At 64.3% G+C, this 14,996-nt stretch carries 16 protein-coding genes; 5 read left to right on the top strand and 11 right to left on the bottom strand.

Features of this window, described 5'->3' with window-relative positions; all coding sequences use genetic code 11:
* Positions 1–49: 49 nt before the first annotated feature.
* Genes CIK75_RS13505 through CIK75_RS13495 form a run of 3 tightly spaced genes read right to left on the bottom strand, consistent with a single transcriptional unit; the run spans position 50 to position 3,155 of the window.
* Positions 50–778 (bottom strand): GntR family transcriptional regulator, encoded by a 729-nt coding sequence (locus CIK75_RS13505; RefSeq protein WP_086994244.1) that lies wholly within the window; start codon positions 776–778, stop codon positions 50–52.
* Positions 779–780: 2 nt separating this feature from the next.
* A complete protein-coding gene (locus tag CIK75_RS13500) occupies positions 781–2,400 on the bottom strand; it encodes a 5-oxoprolinase/urea amidolyase family protein (RefSeq protein ID WP_086994242.1) in 1,620 nt (539 codons plus the stop codon).
* Positions 2,397–3,155: a 5-oxoprolinase subunit PxpA gene (locus CIK75_RS13495; protein WP_086994267.1), complete on the bottom strand. Its 759-nt coding sequence runs from the start codon at positions 3,153–3,155 to the stop codon at positions 2,397–2,399. Before CIK75_RS13495 ends, CIK75_RS13500 begins: the two co-directional genes overlap by 4 nt.
* A 201-nt stretch (positions 3,156–3,356) precedes the next feature.
* Here CIK75_RS13495 and CIK75_RS13490 point away from each other — a divergent pair, with 201 nt between their 5' ends.
* The 3 genes from CIK75_RS13490 to CIK75_RS13480 all read left to right on the top strand — a co-directional run bounded on the left by CIK75_RS13490 (position 3,357) and on the right by CIK75_RS13480 (position 5,232).
* Positions 3,357–4,121, top strand: a complete 765-nt coding sequence (locus CIK75_RS13490; protein ID WP_198962450.1) for a SurA N-terminal domain-containing protein — start codon at positions 3,357–3,359, stop codon at positions 4,119–4,121.
* Between the two features lie 44 nt (positions 4,122–4,165).
* A complete protein-coding gene (locus CIK75_RS13485; protein ID WP_086994239.1) occupies positions 4,166–4,666 on the top strand; it encodes a DUF456 domain-containing protein in 501 nt (166 codons plus the stop codon).
* Positions 4,667–4,821: 155 nt separating this feature from the next.
* Positions 4,822–5,232 (top strand): hypothetical protein, encoded by a 411-nt coding sequence (locus CIK75_RS13480; protein WP_143269154.1) that lies wholly within the window; start codon positions 4,822–4,824, stop codon positions 5,230–5,232.
* A gap of 29 nt (positions 5,233–5,261) precedes the next feature.
* On the opposite strand, the gene CIK75_RS13475 is transcribed toward CIK75_RS13480, so the two are convergent.
* From CIK75_RS13475 to CIK75_RS13440, 8 genes are read right to left on the bottom strand one after another with little or no spacing between them, the layout of a single operon-like run.
* A complete protein-coding gene (locus CIK75_RS13475) occupies positions 5,262–6,707 on the bottom strand; it encodes a deoxyribodipyrimidine photo-lyase (RefSeq protein WP_086994234.1) in 1,446 nt (481 codons plus the stop codon).
* Positions 6,704–7,558, bottom strand: a complete 855-nt coding sequence (locus CIK75_RS13470) for a prenyltransferase (protein ID WP_086994231.1) — start codon at positions 7,556–7,558, stop codon at positions 6,704–6,706. Before CIK75_RS13470 ends, CIK75_RS13475 begins: the two co-directional genes overlap by 4 nt.
* Positions 7,555–7,869 (bottom strand): lycopene cyclase domain-containing protein, encoded by a 315-nt coding sequence (locus CIK75_RS13465; RefSeq protein ID WP_086994228.1) that lies wholly within the window; start codon positions 7,867–7,869, stop codon positions 7,555–7,557. The genes CIK75_RS13470 and CIK75_RS13465 overlap by 4 nt, the downstream gene beginning before the upstream one ends.
* A complete protein-coding gene (locus CIK75_RS13460) occupies positions 7,866–8,228 on the bottom strand; it encodes a lycopene cyclase domain-containing protein (protein ID WP_086994226.1) in 363 nt (120 codons plus the stop codon). Before CIK75_RS13460 ends, CIK75_RS13465 begins: the two co-directional genes overlap by 4 nt.
* Complete coding sequence (gene crtI / locus CIK75_RS13455; RefSeq protein ID WP_086994223.1) at positions 8,225–9,964, bottom strand: phytoene desaturase family protein; 1,740 nt, start codon at positions 9,962–9,964, stop codon at positions 8,225–8,227. Before crtI ends, CIK75_RS13460 begins: the two co-directional genes overlap by 4 nt.
* On the bottom strand, positions 9,964–10,848 hold the full coding sequence (locus CIK75_RS13450) for a squalene/phytoene synthase family protein (RefSeq protein WP_086994221.1): 885 nt from the start codon (positions 10,846–10,848) through the stop codon (positions 9,964–9,966). The genes crtI and CIK75_RS13450 overlap by 1 nt, the downstream gene beginning before the upstream one ends.
* A 2-nt stretch (positions 10,849–10,850) precedes the next feature.
* Positions 10,851–11,990, bottom strand: a complete 1,140-nt coding sequence (locus tag CIK75_RS13445; RefSeq protein WP_086994218.1) for a polyprenyl synthetase family protein — start codon at positions 11,988–11,990, stop codon at positions 10,851–10,853.
* The gene (locus CIK75_RS13440; protein WP_086994215.1) at positions 11,987–12,541 is read right to left on the bottom strand and encodes a MarR family transcriptional regulator; all 555 of its coding nucleotides are present in this window, start codon (positions 12,539–12,541) and stop codon (positions 11,987–11,989) included. Before CIK75_RS13440 ends, CIK75_RS13445 begins: the two co-directional genes overlap by 4 nt.
* 105 nt (positions 12,542–12,646) lie before the next feature.
* Here CIK75_RS13440 and CIK75_RS13435 point away from each other — a divergent pair, with 105 nt between their 5' ends.
* Positions 12,647–13,459, top strand: coding sequence for a tryptophan-rich sensory protein (locus CIK75_RS13435; RefSeq protein WP_241895459.1), 813 nt, complete (start codon positions 12,647–12,649; stop codon positions 13,457–13,459).
* Positions 13,460–13,515: 56 nt separating this feature from the next.
* Positions 13,516–14,982 (top strand): SDR family oxidoreductase, encoded by a 1,467-nt coding sequence (locus CIK75_RS13430; RefSeq protein ID WP_086994213.1) that lies wholly within the window; start codon positions 13,516–13,518, stop codon positions 14,980–14,982.
* The last annotated feature ends 14 nt before the right edge of the window (positions 14,983–14,996 follow it).

Here is a 14,996-nt window from a genome sequence, read left to right as displayed (position 1 = left end):
TCGTCTCAAGTAGTACGATATTCTAATTATCAAGTATTTGATAGACCTATTATTTTGTATTGGTGTGAACGGCACTGCGCGATGGCGGACCTGCGGATCGGGGGGTCCGGGCCTCGAGGTGGGCCAGTAGTTCAGCCTCGGCGGCGTCGAGGTCATGACGCAGCAACCGGGCCGCATCCTCAGAGCTTCCGGCCCGCAAATGGGCGACGAGGTTGATATTGCGACTCACATAATGGGTATGGAAATCCGGTGCCGAGGCCATGGCATGGAAGACCAAACGCATCCGCGCTAAGACGCGGTCCATGAGCACCTGGAGCGTCTGGCTCCCGGTCAGGGCGATGACTGCTTGATGCAGAGACTGATTCGCATCGGCCATCTCAGGGACCGACCCGGCATCCCGGGCCGCCACCGCCCGGGCCAGGATGGCGTCCATGGCGTCCAGTTCCTGGTCCGAGGGCGATGCCCAGAGGACGGCGGAGGGTTCCAGAACACGTCGAACCCGATAGATCTCCCGAATATCCTCAACTCCGGGGGATGCCACGAAGACCCCGCGGTTGGGAATCCGCACGATCACTGATTCGGCGGCGAGTGTCCCAAAGGCCTCCCGCAACGTATTTCGCGAGACGCCGAGCTCCACCGAGAGCTTCTGCTCGGAGAGCTTCGAGCCCGGGGTGAGCAGACCCCCTGCGATCCGCTGACGAAGGACCGCGGCGATCCACGCTCCCGTATGGGCATGACGAGAGTCAGCCCCGTCGTGTTCGTGAACCGGAGAGCTCATGGCTACCGCCTCCCAGCTGGCGGCCGGGGTACAAGGGTATCGGGGTCCACCCGGGTGAAGCGGATGGAAGCGCCCGGCGGAACCTGGGCTGCTGCCGGTAGATCTTCGGGGACGACGACGGCGATCACCGGGTATCCGCCGGTGACGGGATGGTCGGTGAGGAAGAGGAGAGGCAAACCTGACGGCGGAATCTGCACGGAACCGATCGCGGTCCCCTCGCTGGACAGTTCGCCGGTACGGCTCCGTTCCACCGGGGTTTGATCAGTGCCGGTTTCGAGCCGGAGGCCGATTCGATTCGAGTGGTTTCCGACGGACCAGGGGGCACGACAGAGGCCATCGATGGCCTTGCTCGCGAACCAGTCGGCCCGGGGGCCCGAAGTGATTCGCAGATTCACGGCTCCCGCTTCGGGCCGGGGCAGGAGGGCAGGCTCGGGGTATCCGACGATGTGGCCGCGTGCCACGGATCCGACGGGCAGGGAGGTGCCTGAAATCAGCGGTGCCGGCCCGATTCCCGATAACGTATCCGTCGAACGGCTGCCCAGCACCTGGGGCACTTCGAGACCGCCACGTACCGCAAGGTAGCTGCGCAATCCGCTCTCAGGGGCTCGCACGGTCAGTGTTTCGCCGTCGTGCAGGGCGAAGGGCCTGCCGGAAGCCATCAGGCGCCGGCCGTATGTACCGGAGATTTGGGCCCCCGCCGCAGCACCGGTCAAGGCCAGCGTGAGCTCTCCGTCAGCCCGGAGCCGGAGTCCTCCCACCAGGGTTTCGATCACCGCGGCGTCGGCAGGGTTCCCCATGAGTCGGTTGGCCTGCCGGGCCGACACCGTATCGGCAGCACCGGCTGCCGGAACCCCGAGATCGCCGAGCCCGGGCCGGCCCAAGTCCTGGATGAGGGACTGCGGGCCGGGGGACAGGACCAGTAGTGCCGGACGGGGGTCGTCATCGTCACGGGCAGGTTGACCGACCGGTCGGGGTCCCCGGGTGGTCGGGTGGATCCTGACGAGCTCGCGGACCGCGCGGTGGCGTACCCGGTCCCCGGGGCGGACCAGGGCCGGATGTTCCCTGCCCAGGTCCCACATCACTGCCTCCGTGTGGCCAATCAGTTGCCAGCCTCCCGGCGATGGTGCCGGGTACACGGCGGAGAACCGGCCGGCGAGGGCAACCGATCCTGCCGGCACTGCCGGGCGTGGAGACTGCCGACGCGGCACCTCCAGGCAGTCGTCTTCGCCGTGTAGGTAGGAGAAGCCCGGTGCGAAGCCGCCGAAGGCTGCCGTCCACACCTGGGAGGTGTGGGCTGTGATGACACCGTCGGTGCCCAGCCCGGTCATCCGTGCGACCTCGGCGAGGTCATCGCCGTCGTACACCACCTCGACGGTGATATCGCGTCCGGCAACCGTGGCATCCGGGCTTTTCTCCAGGTGCCCCAGGACCGTGGAGGCTGCGAGGGCGTGGGCGCGGGTATCGAAGGCGAGCATCACGGTGGCTGCGGCAGCGAGGACGTCGATTTGCCCGCGCAGCGGGGAATCGACCAACCGGGAGTGCAGGGCCATCACGTCCTCCAACGTGTCCACTTCGAGCAATAGGGTGCGTGTTCCGGCCCAACGCAGTGCCCGCGCGCTCATGCGAACGGCCGGATGTCCACGCCTGCCTCTTCCAGCCCCCGGCGGACCGCGACAGCGAGTTCAACGGCGCCGGTGGTGTCGCCGTGCAGGCAGATGCTCTCGACGGGGATCGATAACGTCGAGCCGTCCCGGGCCGTGAGGGTGCCTTGGGTGGCCAGTCTGACCATATTGGCGCTGATGGTCGCTGCGTCGTGGAGTACCGAACCCTCTTCGCGGCGGGATACCAACGACCCGTCGGGGTTGTAGGCGCGATCGGCGAAGGCCTCGACAACCGCTCGCAATCCGGCGGCTTCGGCGCGTTCCAACGCCACGGAGCCGGGCAAGAGGAGCAGTGGTAAATCGTTGCCGAAGGCCTTGACCGCGTCGACGACGGCTTGGGCGTGCTCCCGGTGGTGGAGGATGGCGTTGTAGAGGGCGCCATGGGGTTTGACGTAGCTGATGGACCCTCCGGCGGCGCGGGCCACGGCGTCGAGTGCCCCGAGCTGGTACAAGATATCGTCCGCCAGTTGGAGGGGGGAGCAGTCCACGAATCGGCGGCCAAAACCGGCCAGGTCTTGATAGGAGACGTGGGCCCCGATGCCTACCCCGGCTGCCACGGCATCGCGGCAGGTCCTGCCCATCGTGGAGGGGTCGCCAGCATGGAATCCGCAGGCGACATTGGCGCTGGAAACGGAGCGGAACATAGCGGTGTCGTCGCCCTTGCTCCATTCGCCGAATGATTCGCCGACGTCGCTGTTCAGGTCGATGGTGGGCACAGTGATCTCCGTCTGCTTGCTGGTCAGCACAGCATGCACCACAAGCCAAGATTGTTCAACAATCCATGGTGGTGACAGGTGTGGTGGCGGACCCGAAAGTTGGCCCACAGCATAAAAGGGGTCCGGAGGCTCCAATCTTCAGTCGGCGTTCAGGTCGCGTTGCTAGCCTCGACGAGATTCAAAATCCTCAGGAGGTAGCACGTGAACAAGAAGAAGATGCTGGCCGCACTGGCACTGGTGGGGTCGCTTTCCCTGGTCACTGCCTGCGGTAGCGGCGGCAATGAAGAAGCCGACGGCTCGTCCGCGGCACCCTCCTCGCAGTCCAGCGAGCAGGCGGCCGCCCCCTCGCCGGACCTGAAGGGCCTTCCCGATGTCGTGGCCAAGGTCAACGACAAGGATATTTCGAAGAAGGAATTCACGCGAGTCTACGAGAGCCAGTTCCAGCAGGCGGCGATGCAGGCGCAGATGTCCGGTCAGGACCTTTCCGACCAGACGGAGATGAAGAAGCAGGTCGCCGAGGGCATGGTCGGCTCCGAACTGCTGATCCAGAAGGCGGAGAAGTCGGGCATCAAGGCCACCGACGCGCAAATGGATAAGGCGCTGACCGAAGCTGCGAAGTCCCAGAAAATGAAGAAGAAGGAATTCCTTGCCGCGCTGAAGGAGCAGGGGATGGACCGCTCGACCGTTGATCAGCAGATCAAGCAGCAGGTCGAGGTCGAAAGCCTCATCAAAAAGGAGCTGGGTACTTTCGACCCCAGCGAGAAGGAACTCAAGGCCGCCTATAAGAAGGCCGAGGACGCCCAGAAGCAGCAGGGTAAATCCGGCCAGGAGGCTCCTGAGATGCCCAAGTACAAGGAAGCGAAGCCGCAGCTGAAGCAGCAGCTCGTCCAGCAGAAGGAAAACGAAGCCACCCAAGGGCTGGTGAAGAAGCTCCGCAAGGAAGCCGACGTCAAGATCAACCTCTAAAACCGAGGAGTTTCTTGGGCCGGTGATGCTGGCAAACTAGGGCTGTGGACACACAAATCCTGGTCACCATCATCGCCGGCCTTTTGCTGGCATTTTCCGTCGTCGGAACCATCTACCCCGTGTTGCCCGGAAGTCTTCTGACGATTCTCACGCTACTGGGTTGGGCCCTGATCATCGGTGGCCCGGCTGCGTGGACCTGTGCGGCGGTCGGCATGGTCTTGGCACTGGCCGGTTGGTCGGCGTCGATGGTTCTCACCGGACGCAGCCTCAAAAAACAGGAAATCCCCCGGGGTACGATCCTGTTCGCCGTGGCTGCGGGTATCGCGGGAATGTTCCTGATCCCCATCGTCGGGCTGTTCATCGGGTTCGGTGTCGGGCTGCTGCTGGCCGAATATGCCCGCCGGCGCAGCCTTCGGTCCGCAATGCGCGCCAGCCTGACAACCCTCAAATCCACCGGGATCGGAATCCTCATCGAATTCGGGTTCGCCGCGCTCGCCGGCTCGGTGTGGACCATCGGGGTTATCTGGCATTTTGCTGCTCGCTGAGCCGCCGGGGCCCCCGCCCGGCGGTGTATCCCACAAGCTGCTGTGAGTTTGCTCGCCTTCTACCGCCCTTCACCGTGTTGCCCCGGATTTCCGGCGTACTTTGGTAGTACAGAAGATTTTCACGGAGTGTCGGTTCACTCGGGAGGAGCATGGTCATGAGCGTCGCACCGGATCGTCAGCAGCGTGCAGCGAACAAGACGATGCCTCTCGGTGAGGACATCCTGCTGGCGCGCCATGGTGATCGCATTATCCAGCTCCGGCAGGACCGTAAGCACGACCTGACCATTGCCCGCCTGCATGACGGTCATACCGACTGGGCGGCAAACACCCTGGCCGGCATGAGCGAACGCATTCCCGAGTCCCCGGCGATGTGGATGGGACGACTGGCCGATGATTTCAAGGCCGATAAGCTCCCCATGCCCAGTGGCGAGGTCCGATTCCTGGCCAAACTGGGAGTCATCTGGGGTGGCCTCTCGCTGGTTTTGAGCGCCGGCATCCTCTGGCTGACCTACCAGTCAGCCAACCCGGAGCTGATGCATTCGATGATGGGCGCCGCAGGCTCCTAGACCTCCCAGCAGTATCGCCTCCGAGCCCGCTAGGACTTCCTGATCCGGTCGTAGTCCGCCAAGGCTCGTCGGCGGGACTCGGCGAGGTCCTCGATGGGCTCGGGATAACCGGGAAGTGTTGCCTCAGGGGCCCAACGGGAGACGTACCGGCCGCCCGCATCGAAGCGTTTGCCTTGGGTTTGCGGGTTGAAGATCCGAAAGAACGGTGAAGCATCGGCACCCGAGCCGGCTACCCATTGCCAGTTCGCCGGGTTGGACGCCTGATCGGCGTCCACCAGGGTCTCCCAGAACCACGCTTCCCCGACCTGCCAGTGCACCCCCATGTTCTTGGTCAGGAAGCTAGCGACCAGCATCCTTACGCGGTTGTGCATCCACCCGGTTTCCCAGAGCTGGCGCATGCCCGCATCCACCATCGGGAGCCCGGTGATCCCGGCCTTCCAGGCATCCACGGGTTCCTCCGGGACGGCCTGCTCTGTGGCCGCCGGATGTTGCGTGCCTCGCAGCTGGGCCGGGGTGCTCGACCCTGGTTCTTCCGGCCACCTCCAGTCGAATCCGTCGAAGGCCGGCCGCAGGTTCGCCGAGGCTAGTTCGGGGTGGTGGAAGAGCTGGTGCCAGCAGAACTCTCGCCATCCGACTTGCCGCAGGAAGGCCGCTGCGCCTGCCGTGCTCGGACCGGGAACTGGGGAAAGGGCATGCCAGAGTTGGAAGGGGCTGATATGTCCCCACCGGAGATACGGCGAGAGGCGACTGGTGCCGGCGATTCCGGGGAAGTCGTGCCCCTCGTCGTAGTCGGCCATGGCCTCTTCGTTAAACTCTTCCAGCAACCGCCATGCGGCAGTCTCACCGGGACTCCAGTGGGATGCGAGTCTTTCCGGCCAGGTGGCACCAGCGGGAACCAGCTTCCAGGCCGCTAGATCATCAGAATCGACCGTGGGGATGTCCTTCCCCCGACACGAGCCGCCAGAGTCGACGGCGGCAGGTGGGGCTTCCAACGGGTGTCGGAAGTCCAATGTTCTGAGCTGGTTCCAAAACGGCGTGAAGACCCGGTACTGGCCGCCCTGGCCGGTGGTGACCTTCCACGGTTCGTGAAGGAGAGACGCCTGGAAGCTCGCCGCATGGACTCCGGCTGCCTGGCTGTTTTCCTTGACCGCCGTATCCACTGCCCGCTCTGGTTCCCAATACCTACGGTTCCAATAAATGCTCTCCGGTTCCAGCTCCCGCACCAGGGCCGATATGACCGTGGCCGCCGGGCCACGGCGCAACACCAATTGGATGCCCCGGTCCGCGAGATCGTTGTGGAGCCCGGTCAATGCCTGATGCAGCCACCAGCGGGCGGCCCCGCCCAGGGGCCGCAGCCCCTCGGATTCCTCATCGAGGACGTAGACGGCCACGACCCCGCCGTCGTTGGCGGCCGCCAGGAGGGCGGGGTTGTCGGCGAGGCGTAGGTCGTCGCGAAACCACATAATTGAACTCATCGAATCCCCACATACCAGATCAGCAGCATGGTCACGCAGAACCCGGTGAAGTAGTTCAGCCACAGGAAACGGCGCCAGCCATGGTTGGCAGCCCCCGAGCTGGCGTCGTCAACGCGGAGGAACTGCAGAACGTTGGCCGCATATGGCAGGGCCAGCAGCCCGGCCAGCGGTCCGGGCCAGTCGGTGGCGACCATCAGCAGCCCGGCGGCAACATAGGCGGCGGCTGCGGCCACGATGGTCGGGCGGGCACCCAGCACCGTACCCACCGATCCCAGACCCGCCTCACGGTCCGGGACGATGTCCTGCACCGAACCAAAGGCATGGCTGGCCATCCCCCAGAGGAAGTAGGCAGCCAAAAGACACCACAGCCCAGGGGTGAAGGTGGCTCCTGCCAGGACCAGTCCGTAGAGGGCAGGAGAGACGAAGTGGATGCTGGAAGTGGCTGAATCCAAAAAGGGGCGTTCTTTGAACCGAAGCACCGGGGCGCTGTAGGCATAAACGGCGAACAACGAGGCCAGCAGGACCAGGTTGGCGGACCAACCACCTTGCGTGGCCAGGGCGACGACGAAGGGCAGTGCGAACAGCGCCGCGGCCCACAGGATCGTCCGGTGACGGGTCCGATCCACGACCGCTCCCTCGGCCCCGCCTTTGCGGGGGTTCAGCAGGTCTGATTCATAGTCGAAGACGTCGTTGATACCGTACATCGCCAGGTTATAAGGCAACAGGAAGAACAGTGTCCCCACCACCAGGATCCAGTCCATGCCACCGGTAGCCAGCAGGTAGGCGGCCGCGAACGGGTAGGCGGTGTTGACCCACGAGACGGGGCGGGAGGTGGCAATGAGGTCCTTCATGAGTCCTTTCGAGGGCGGGGCTCCAACAGCAACCAGGCCGAAGGCAGCAAAATGGCGGCACCTAGCGGGTAGGCGAAGTCCTCCAACGGAGCCAGACCGATCCTCGGACCCGCCAACGACTCGGAGGAGTAGTCGAAAAGCCCGGAACCAATCATGACGTTGTCGAAGACGGCTGTCAGTATCAGCATGGCGAAAACACCGGCCAACATCGCTGTCATGCGCCTGCGATCCAGCCGTCGGGCCAGAACGGCCCCGAGCAGGCTCAGGAGGGCGAGGCCCAGGAAGAAATAGTTCAGTTCCAGATAGCTCACGAGCTCACCGTTCCTTCTGGCACGGCGGCCCGGTGGGCTGCCTTGCCCCGGACCCGGTGGCGAAGCCACGCAAGGGATCCGGTGAACGCGATCATGGTCTGATAGCTCAGGAACAGCAAGAAGACCGGTTCTTCCACGGGAAGCTGGTCAGCCAGCATGATGCCGGTCATCAAGGGGGAGTCGCGATGCAGGAAGATCCCTGCGGTGATGGCCCATAGATCCCAACTCAGGAAGTAGACGACACCGAGGCACAGGACGAGCGCCGACCTCCAGGGGTGGGACCAGAAGAACAGGCCGAAGCGGGCATCGAGGGCAGTCATGCAGCCCAACAGGAACAGCAGGATCACCAGATAGGTCATGCGGTCCTCGCCGCGGGTTCGGCCTGCGCCTGGGCAACCTGAGGGCCGGGCACCGGCAAGGCGCCGCGGAACGACTGCCCGCGAATGGCCTTGAGGACCAATTCGGCGCTGATCATGCACATGGGGACACCGATGCCCGGCCGCACGGAACTTCCTGCATAGAACAACCCGCCCACCTTGGCACTGCGGATTCCCGGTCGCAGGAAGGCGCTCTGGCGCAGGGTATGGGCAGCACCCAGGGCGCTGCCCTTCCACGCGTTGAAGTTTTCCACGAAATCCCCGGGGCCGTAGCTGCGCCGCACGACGATCCGCTCGCGCAGGTCAGGGATGCCTGCCCAGTCGGCGAGTTGGTCGATGGCCGCGTCGGCCACCTGTTCCACCATGGGCGCCCCGGTGCCATCGTCGCCGCCACCGCCCCAGGCCTCAACTGCCGGGGAGGGGACGAGGATGAACAGGTTCTCGTGTCCGGCAGGGGCGACACCGGCATCGGTTTCACTGGGTTTGCAAACGTAGATCGACGTCCGGGCGTCCAGGTCCTCCCCGGCGTCGATCCTGCCGAAATTCTCCCGCCAGTCGGCGGTGAACAGCAGGTTGTGGTGGACCAACTCGTCGAGGTTTCCGCGGACTCCCAGGCAGACCAACACGGCGCTGGGTCCCGGGTCACGTCTCCGCCATACCCGTTCGGGGTGGGTTTGCCTCCCGGGTGGCAGCAGCGTGGTTTCGACATGGTGCAGATCGGTGGCGGCCACCACCTGGCTGGCTTGGACCACCTGCCCAACACCGTCGGCGTCGGTGTATTCTACGGTATCCACCACGGTACGACGGTGGGAACCGTCGCGTGTGGTGATGCGTTTCACCGTCGCGCCGGTGATGATCGTGACGCCAGCTGCCCGGGCATTTGCTTCCATGGCGTCGACGAGTGCGGCGAACCCGCCCCGGGGGTAAAGGACTCCGTCGGCGAGATCGAGATGGCTCATCAAGTGGTACATCGCTGGCGCCTTGAAGGGAGTGGTCCCCAGGAAGACCGCCGGATATCCGAGCAACTGGCGTTGGCGGGGGTCCCGGAACCTCCGGGCGATGAAGGCATCGAGGTTCGTCGCCAGCAGGCGTGCCATCGTCACCCCATGGCGCAGCACGGTGGGGTGCAGTAGACCCAGCAGGGTGCGGAAGTCATCATAGAGAAAATGCTTCTTGGCCAGCGAGTAGGTCAGTTCCGCTGATGCAAGATATGCGCGCAGCTGCTGTCCGGACCCCGGATCCATGGACTCGAAAAGCGCCTCGGCGTCCGCCCGGCCGGTGCGCACATCCACCGGGTCCCCGTATCCTTCGAACCAGGTGCGGTAGGCCGGGGTGAGTTTCACCAGATCGAGCTGCTCGTCGGCACTGGTGCCCATCAGGCGGAACCAATGGTCCATGACCTCGGGCATGAGGTACCAGGAAGGACCGGTATCGAAGGTGAAGCCGTCGACGGCATGGCGTCCGGCGCGACCTCCGAGATGTTCCCCGCGCTCCAGTAGTGTGACGTCGTGACCGTCGCGGGCCAGGAGACCGGCGGTGGCTAGTCCGGCGATGCCGCCGCCAATGACCACGATCCTCCGAGGTGTTTCGCCCTGGGGGATAGAAGGGCCACTGGGGGAAGCTGTGTCACTGGTGCTGTGCCGGTTTCGTCGGGCGGAGCGGGCAGCGGGGTCGTAATAGCGTCGTGCTGCACGACGACGGAATGAAGTCCAGCTCATCAAACTGCCTTTGCGTTACGGGGTGACCGTGCGGCGAGGGCTCGCAGCGCGATGGAAGCTTTTTCGGCTCCGGGGACCCGGATCCTGACCCGGAGCAATTGTTCGGCCGGAGCCGCATCGAGGCGATCGACCAGCGCGGCGAACAGCCCGTGGGCCAACGCAACGGCTCGTCGGGCGCCGGGGGCCAGGAGCGGGAGGCCCGCCTCCGCGTCCATGAGTTCCCGGCGGATCTGGGCAACGAGGTGATCCTTGGTCGCCTCGTCGAGAGGCGCGGTGCCGGAACCTGGAACGTAGTTGCGTCCCAGTTCCTCTCCGTCGGCCGCCAGGTCGCGCAGGAAATTGACCTTCTGGAACGCCGATCCGAGGCTGCGTGCCGCCCGTTCGAGTTCCTGGTCATGGCCCGTGCTGGCTCCGGGCATGGTCTGGAAGACGCGCAGGCACATCAGGCCCACGACCTCGGCCGAACCATAGATGTACTCGTCCAATGATTCGGCGTCGTGACGGGTGACCGTCAGGTCCGCTCGCATCGAAGCAAAGAACGGTTGCGTCAGGCTCGCCTGGATTCCACAGGCCCTGGCCGTCAGGGCGAAGGCGTGGACCACCAGATTGGTGCTGTATCCGGTGCGCAGCGCCAGTTCAGTCTCTTGTTCCAGACGGTTCAATTGTTCGCCCACGGCGACGATATCCAGTCCGGCGGCAGCGGCCGCGCCGTCGACCACCTCGTCGGCGACACGCACCAACGCATAGATGTTCTCGATGTCGCGTCGCGCGTGGTGTCCCAACATTCGGCAGGCGAGACCGAAGGACGAGGAGTAGCGGGAGATCACGATGCCGGCACTCCGACCGGCAGCATCGGAATACTTGGAGAGGTCGTGGATGCTCATGACTACTTCTTCCGATTCAGGACATGGTCGCCGATCGCGGCGAACTCCCCGAAGACTGCCGGAGTCAGGTCGAGACCCCTGGCCTCATTCAAGGCGGAGGTGACCAACTGCGCCGCGAGGGCGCGGGCTTGGGGCTCGGCGCCGCTGTCAGCCAAGGCCGAGCGCACGCTCTCGAGGTCGCTGCGGCCGACGGAATAGGCGTCCCGGGCCTGTCGGAACCCCTGATGGCCTTCCGCCTGTGCGGTCAGTACCGTGCGTTTTCCCGAACGAAGATCGGAGTCGATGGACTTCCCGGTCTCCTCCGGGTCCCCGAAGGTTCCCAGGACGTCGTCAATGATTTGGTAGGCGGTTCCCAGATTGCGTCCCAGCCCACCCAACCGTGCCGCCAGATGTGGTGGCGCCCCAGCGAGCAATGCCCCGGCTTGCAGCGGCGCCTCGAACGAGTAGATGGCGGTTTTCAGTCGTTCCATGTTCAGCACCTCCGACTCCGGTGTGCCGGCAGGGGAAAGGGAAAACACCAGGTCGTCGAGTTCCCCGGCGGCTGAAGCCAGGAGAGCGGAATGGACCACGTCGAGGATGGTGCGGGCGTTCGGTGAACTGGCGGAGGCTAATGCCGCCAAGCGAATGGAGCCAGCGAGCAGGATGTCGCCGGCGATGATGGAGGCTGAATGTCCTGCGTGTTCGGCGGTCTCCGCGGTATGGCCGAGGGTCAGGGCATCGTCGCGATACCCGGCTCCGAGGGTCGGGACGCCGCGCCGAACGAAATCGCGGTCGATGACGTCGTCGTGCATCAACAACGCTGCGTGAAGCATCTCGAAAGCGGCACCCAGGGTGGCTGCGGCCTCCGTGTCTCGGCCACCGAAGGCCCTGAAGGCGACGTGTACCAGATGCGGACGCGTTCGCTTTCCCCCGTCGAGGGTGGTCGCAAGGCGCCGGCACAGCAGGTCATAGTTCCGTGAGTTCAAACCCGGTGCCCGACGGTCTGCTCGTTGCTCAGCATCGAGGATCCGCTGAACCATCTGGCCGTAGTCGGCGGATGCCTTGTCGGGAGCCGGCTTGGTCGCGGTCGATTGGGGTGGCGGCCTCGTGCACTTGCTTCCCGCGGGGTCTGCGTGTTTCCATTCGTGCAATTCGGTACTCATTTGTCCTCCTTTCGTACTGTTTTGTTCGGGCTGGAGGCGGTGGCGGGTCCGCTTGCGTCGCCCGATTGCCCGTCGAACTCTTGGGCCATCGCGTCGATCCTCTCCTGGACTGCATCCGCAGCTCCTTGCAGATAGCGGGTAACGGCCTGCTGCTCCTTATCGTCCATTTCCCGGACCAACGAGTCGGTTTTGAGGATCATCGGCATGAGTTGCGCCATGGCTTCACGTACCGAGGAATCGGTGGGTTTGACCAGGACCCCACGGCGGTCCGTGGGGTGGGGGACACGTTCGGCATGACCGGCTTTTTCCAGTCGGTCGATGACGCTGGTGATGGCCGCGGTTGTCAGGTGGAGGGCTCCCGCCAATTTCGAAGGCGTGAGGGGTCCCAACTGCATGAGCTGTTGCATGGCCTGGAAATCGGTGTCATTCGTTTTCAGGTGCATCCGCATGCGGTATTCCATGACGTCATTGAGCACGAGGATCCTGCGCAGGTGCACTGATGCCGGGTGCATTCGGCCCGCCGGGGAGATGGTTTGCTCATTTTCTGCCATGGTTCCAGCCTTACTTGATAATAAGAAAATCTAGCTACATACTTGTGCATGAATCACTATTTGTCGAGTGCGACTCCCCTGAAGACGCTGAACCAGGAGCAAAGAATGCCGAGAGCCACAGCCCGCTGGGAAAAGATGGCGCCGCTGCTGACTGCTGCCGCCATGGCCTTGGCCATCGCTGGAGCTTTTCTCGGAAGCGGCGCCGTAGTGGGGACACCGGTGCAGGATGTGGCGGACGGTTGGCTGTCAGCGGATGGCACCATCTTGGCACCAGGTTCGGGAGCCTTTTCGATCTGGAGCATCATCTACCTGGGCCTCCTGCTCTACGCTGTGGTCCAGTTCCTGCCCTCGCGCAGGGATGATGTCCTGCACAACAAGCTTCGAGGATGGGCTGCGGCCTCCGGCCTGCTCAACGCCTTATGGCTCGGCGTAGTCCAACTGGGATGGCTGGCGGTCAGCGTGGTGGTGATCTTCGCTCTTGTGGCTACGCTGTGCGTCATCCTGGTGATTCTGCGGCGCAGCCCGGAGTCCAATCTGGTGGATCGTGTTGCCGTCGGCGGTACCTTTGGTCTCTATCTGGGATGGGTGTCGGTGGCCGCAGTCGCCAACGTATCGGCTTTGCTGGCCTCCTCTGGGTTCACGGGCTTCGGGCTTCCGGTTCCGGTTATCGCCGGCGTTGTCCTTCTGGTGGTCGCCGCTATTGGCGTGGGAACCGCGATGTATTCGCGAGGCCGCCTGGGGCCCGGCCTGGCCCTGGCTTGGGGACTGGCGTGGATCACCGTCGGCCGTACCGACGGCGGTCTGGAATCGACGCCCGTGGCTGTTTCCGCGGCGATTGCCGCAGGAGTCGTGCTCTCGGCCGTCGTGGTGGTACGAGTGGTCACGCGCGGGCCAGCCGCCGACGTCGCCTTGTCGTGACAGCCGTTTGTTGAACAACCAGTTTTTAAGAGCACCGCCCGACGAAGGAGAATCAGATGAGCATCATTGCCGTTGCAGGAGCCACTGGGTACGTCGGGGGTCGGCTGGTTCCGCTCTTGCTAGAACGGGGGCACTCCGTGCGGGTACTGACCCGAAATCCTGCCAAGCTCCGCGATATTCCGTGGGCCCATCAGGTCGAGGTCGTCGAAGGTGCCCTCGAAGACGCCCAGGCCGCGCAGCAGCTGGTCGAGGGGGTCGACGTCATGATGTACCTGGTGCATTCCATGGGCGGGGATGCCTCATTCGAACGGATCGAGCGCAGTTGTGCCCTCAATGTGGCCCAAGCCGCGCGCGAGGCGGGGCTCAAGCGCATCGTCTACCTCTCCGGGCTACACCCTGATGGCCAGCTCAGTCGTCATCTGGCTTCCCGCAAGGAGGTCGGAGAGATTCTTTCCACCTCGGGAACTCCGACGGTGGTGTTGCAAGCGGGGCTATTGATCGGCTCCGGATCCGCCAGCTTCGAAATGGTCAGGCACCTCACCGACGTCCTGCCGGTCATGCCCGCGCCCCGCTGGGTGAAGAACAGGGTTCAACCCATTGCCGTCAGGGATGCGCTCTACTATCTGGTCAGGGCCGTGGAGCTACCCGAAGGAGCCGCCGGGACCTTTGACATCGGTGGCCCCGACGCCCCCACCTATTCAGAAATGATGCGCGGTTATGCCAAGGTCGCGGGTCTTCGCCAGCCCTGGGTGATTGCCTTGCCCGTGCTTACCCCGTGGCTCGCTGGCCAGTGGGTCAACCTGGTGACCCCCATTCCGCGCGCGCTGGCTATCCCGTTGGTGGAGTCGCTGCAGCATGACTGCGTGGTGAAGGACCGAGGCATCGATGATCTGATTCCCCCTCCGGAGGGCGGCTTGACCGGCTATGAGCGCTCGGTGGAGTTGGCCCTGATCAAGATCGAAGCCGGGGCCGTGGAAACGTCTTGGGCAAATGCCGAAGTACTGGCGGAGCCGGCCGAACCGTTGCCCAGCGACCCGGAATGGGCCCGGCGGACCGTTTTCACCGACGACCGGGAACGGGCCTCTGAAGCCACTCCCGAGCAGGTCTGGAAGGTCATCGAAGGCATCGGTGGCGACAACGGCTGGTATTCCATGCCCTTGGCCTGGTCGGTGAGGGGCTGGATGGACAAATTGGCCGGTGGTGTCGGTTTGCGTCGTGGACGCCGAAGCAGGACGAATCTGATGCTTAACGATGTCGTTGACTGGTGGCGGGTCGAGGCTATTGACCCCGGGACGTCGTTGCTTTTGCGCGCCGAGATGAAGGTGCCAGGGGGCGCCTGGCTGGAATTGAGGGTCGAACCGGCTCCGGGGGGCGGAAGCGTGTACCGTCAGCGGGCGATCTTCTTCCCCCGCGGGCTAGGGGGCCGACTCTATTGGTTGGGGGTCCTTCCCTTCCACGGGGTCATCTTCAAGAGCATGGTGGACCAGGTGGTCCGGACTGCAGACCGACGTCCCGTCGTCTAGAACCCAGGGCTGGT

It is taken from the genome of Glutamicibacter sp. BW78, from assembly GCF_002332245.1.
GTDB lineage: Bacteria > Actinomycetota > Actinomycetes > Actinomycetales > Micrococcaceae > Arthrobacter_H > Arthrobacter_H rhombi_A.
The sequence above is the reverse complement of the archived record's forward strand: the minus strand, read 5'-3'. Positions and strand labels throughout refer to the sequence as shown.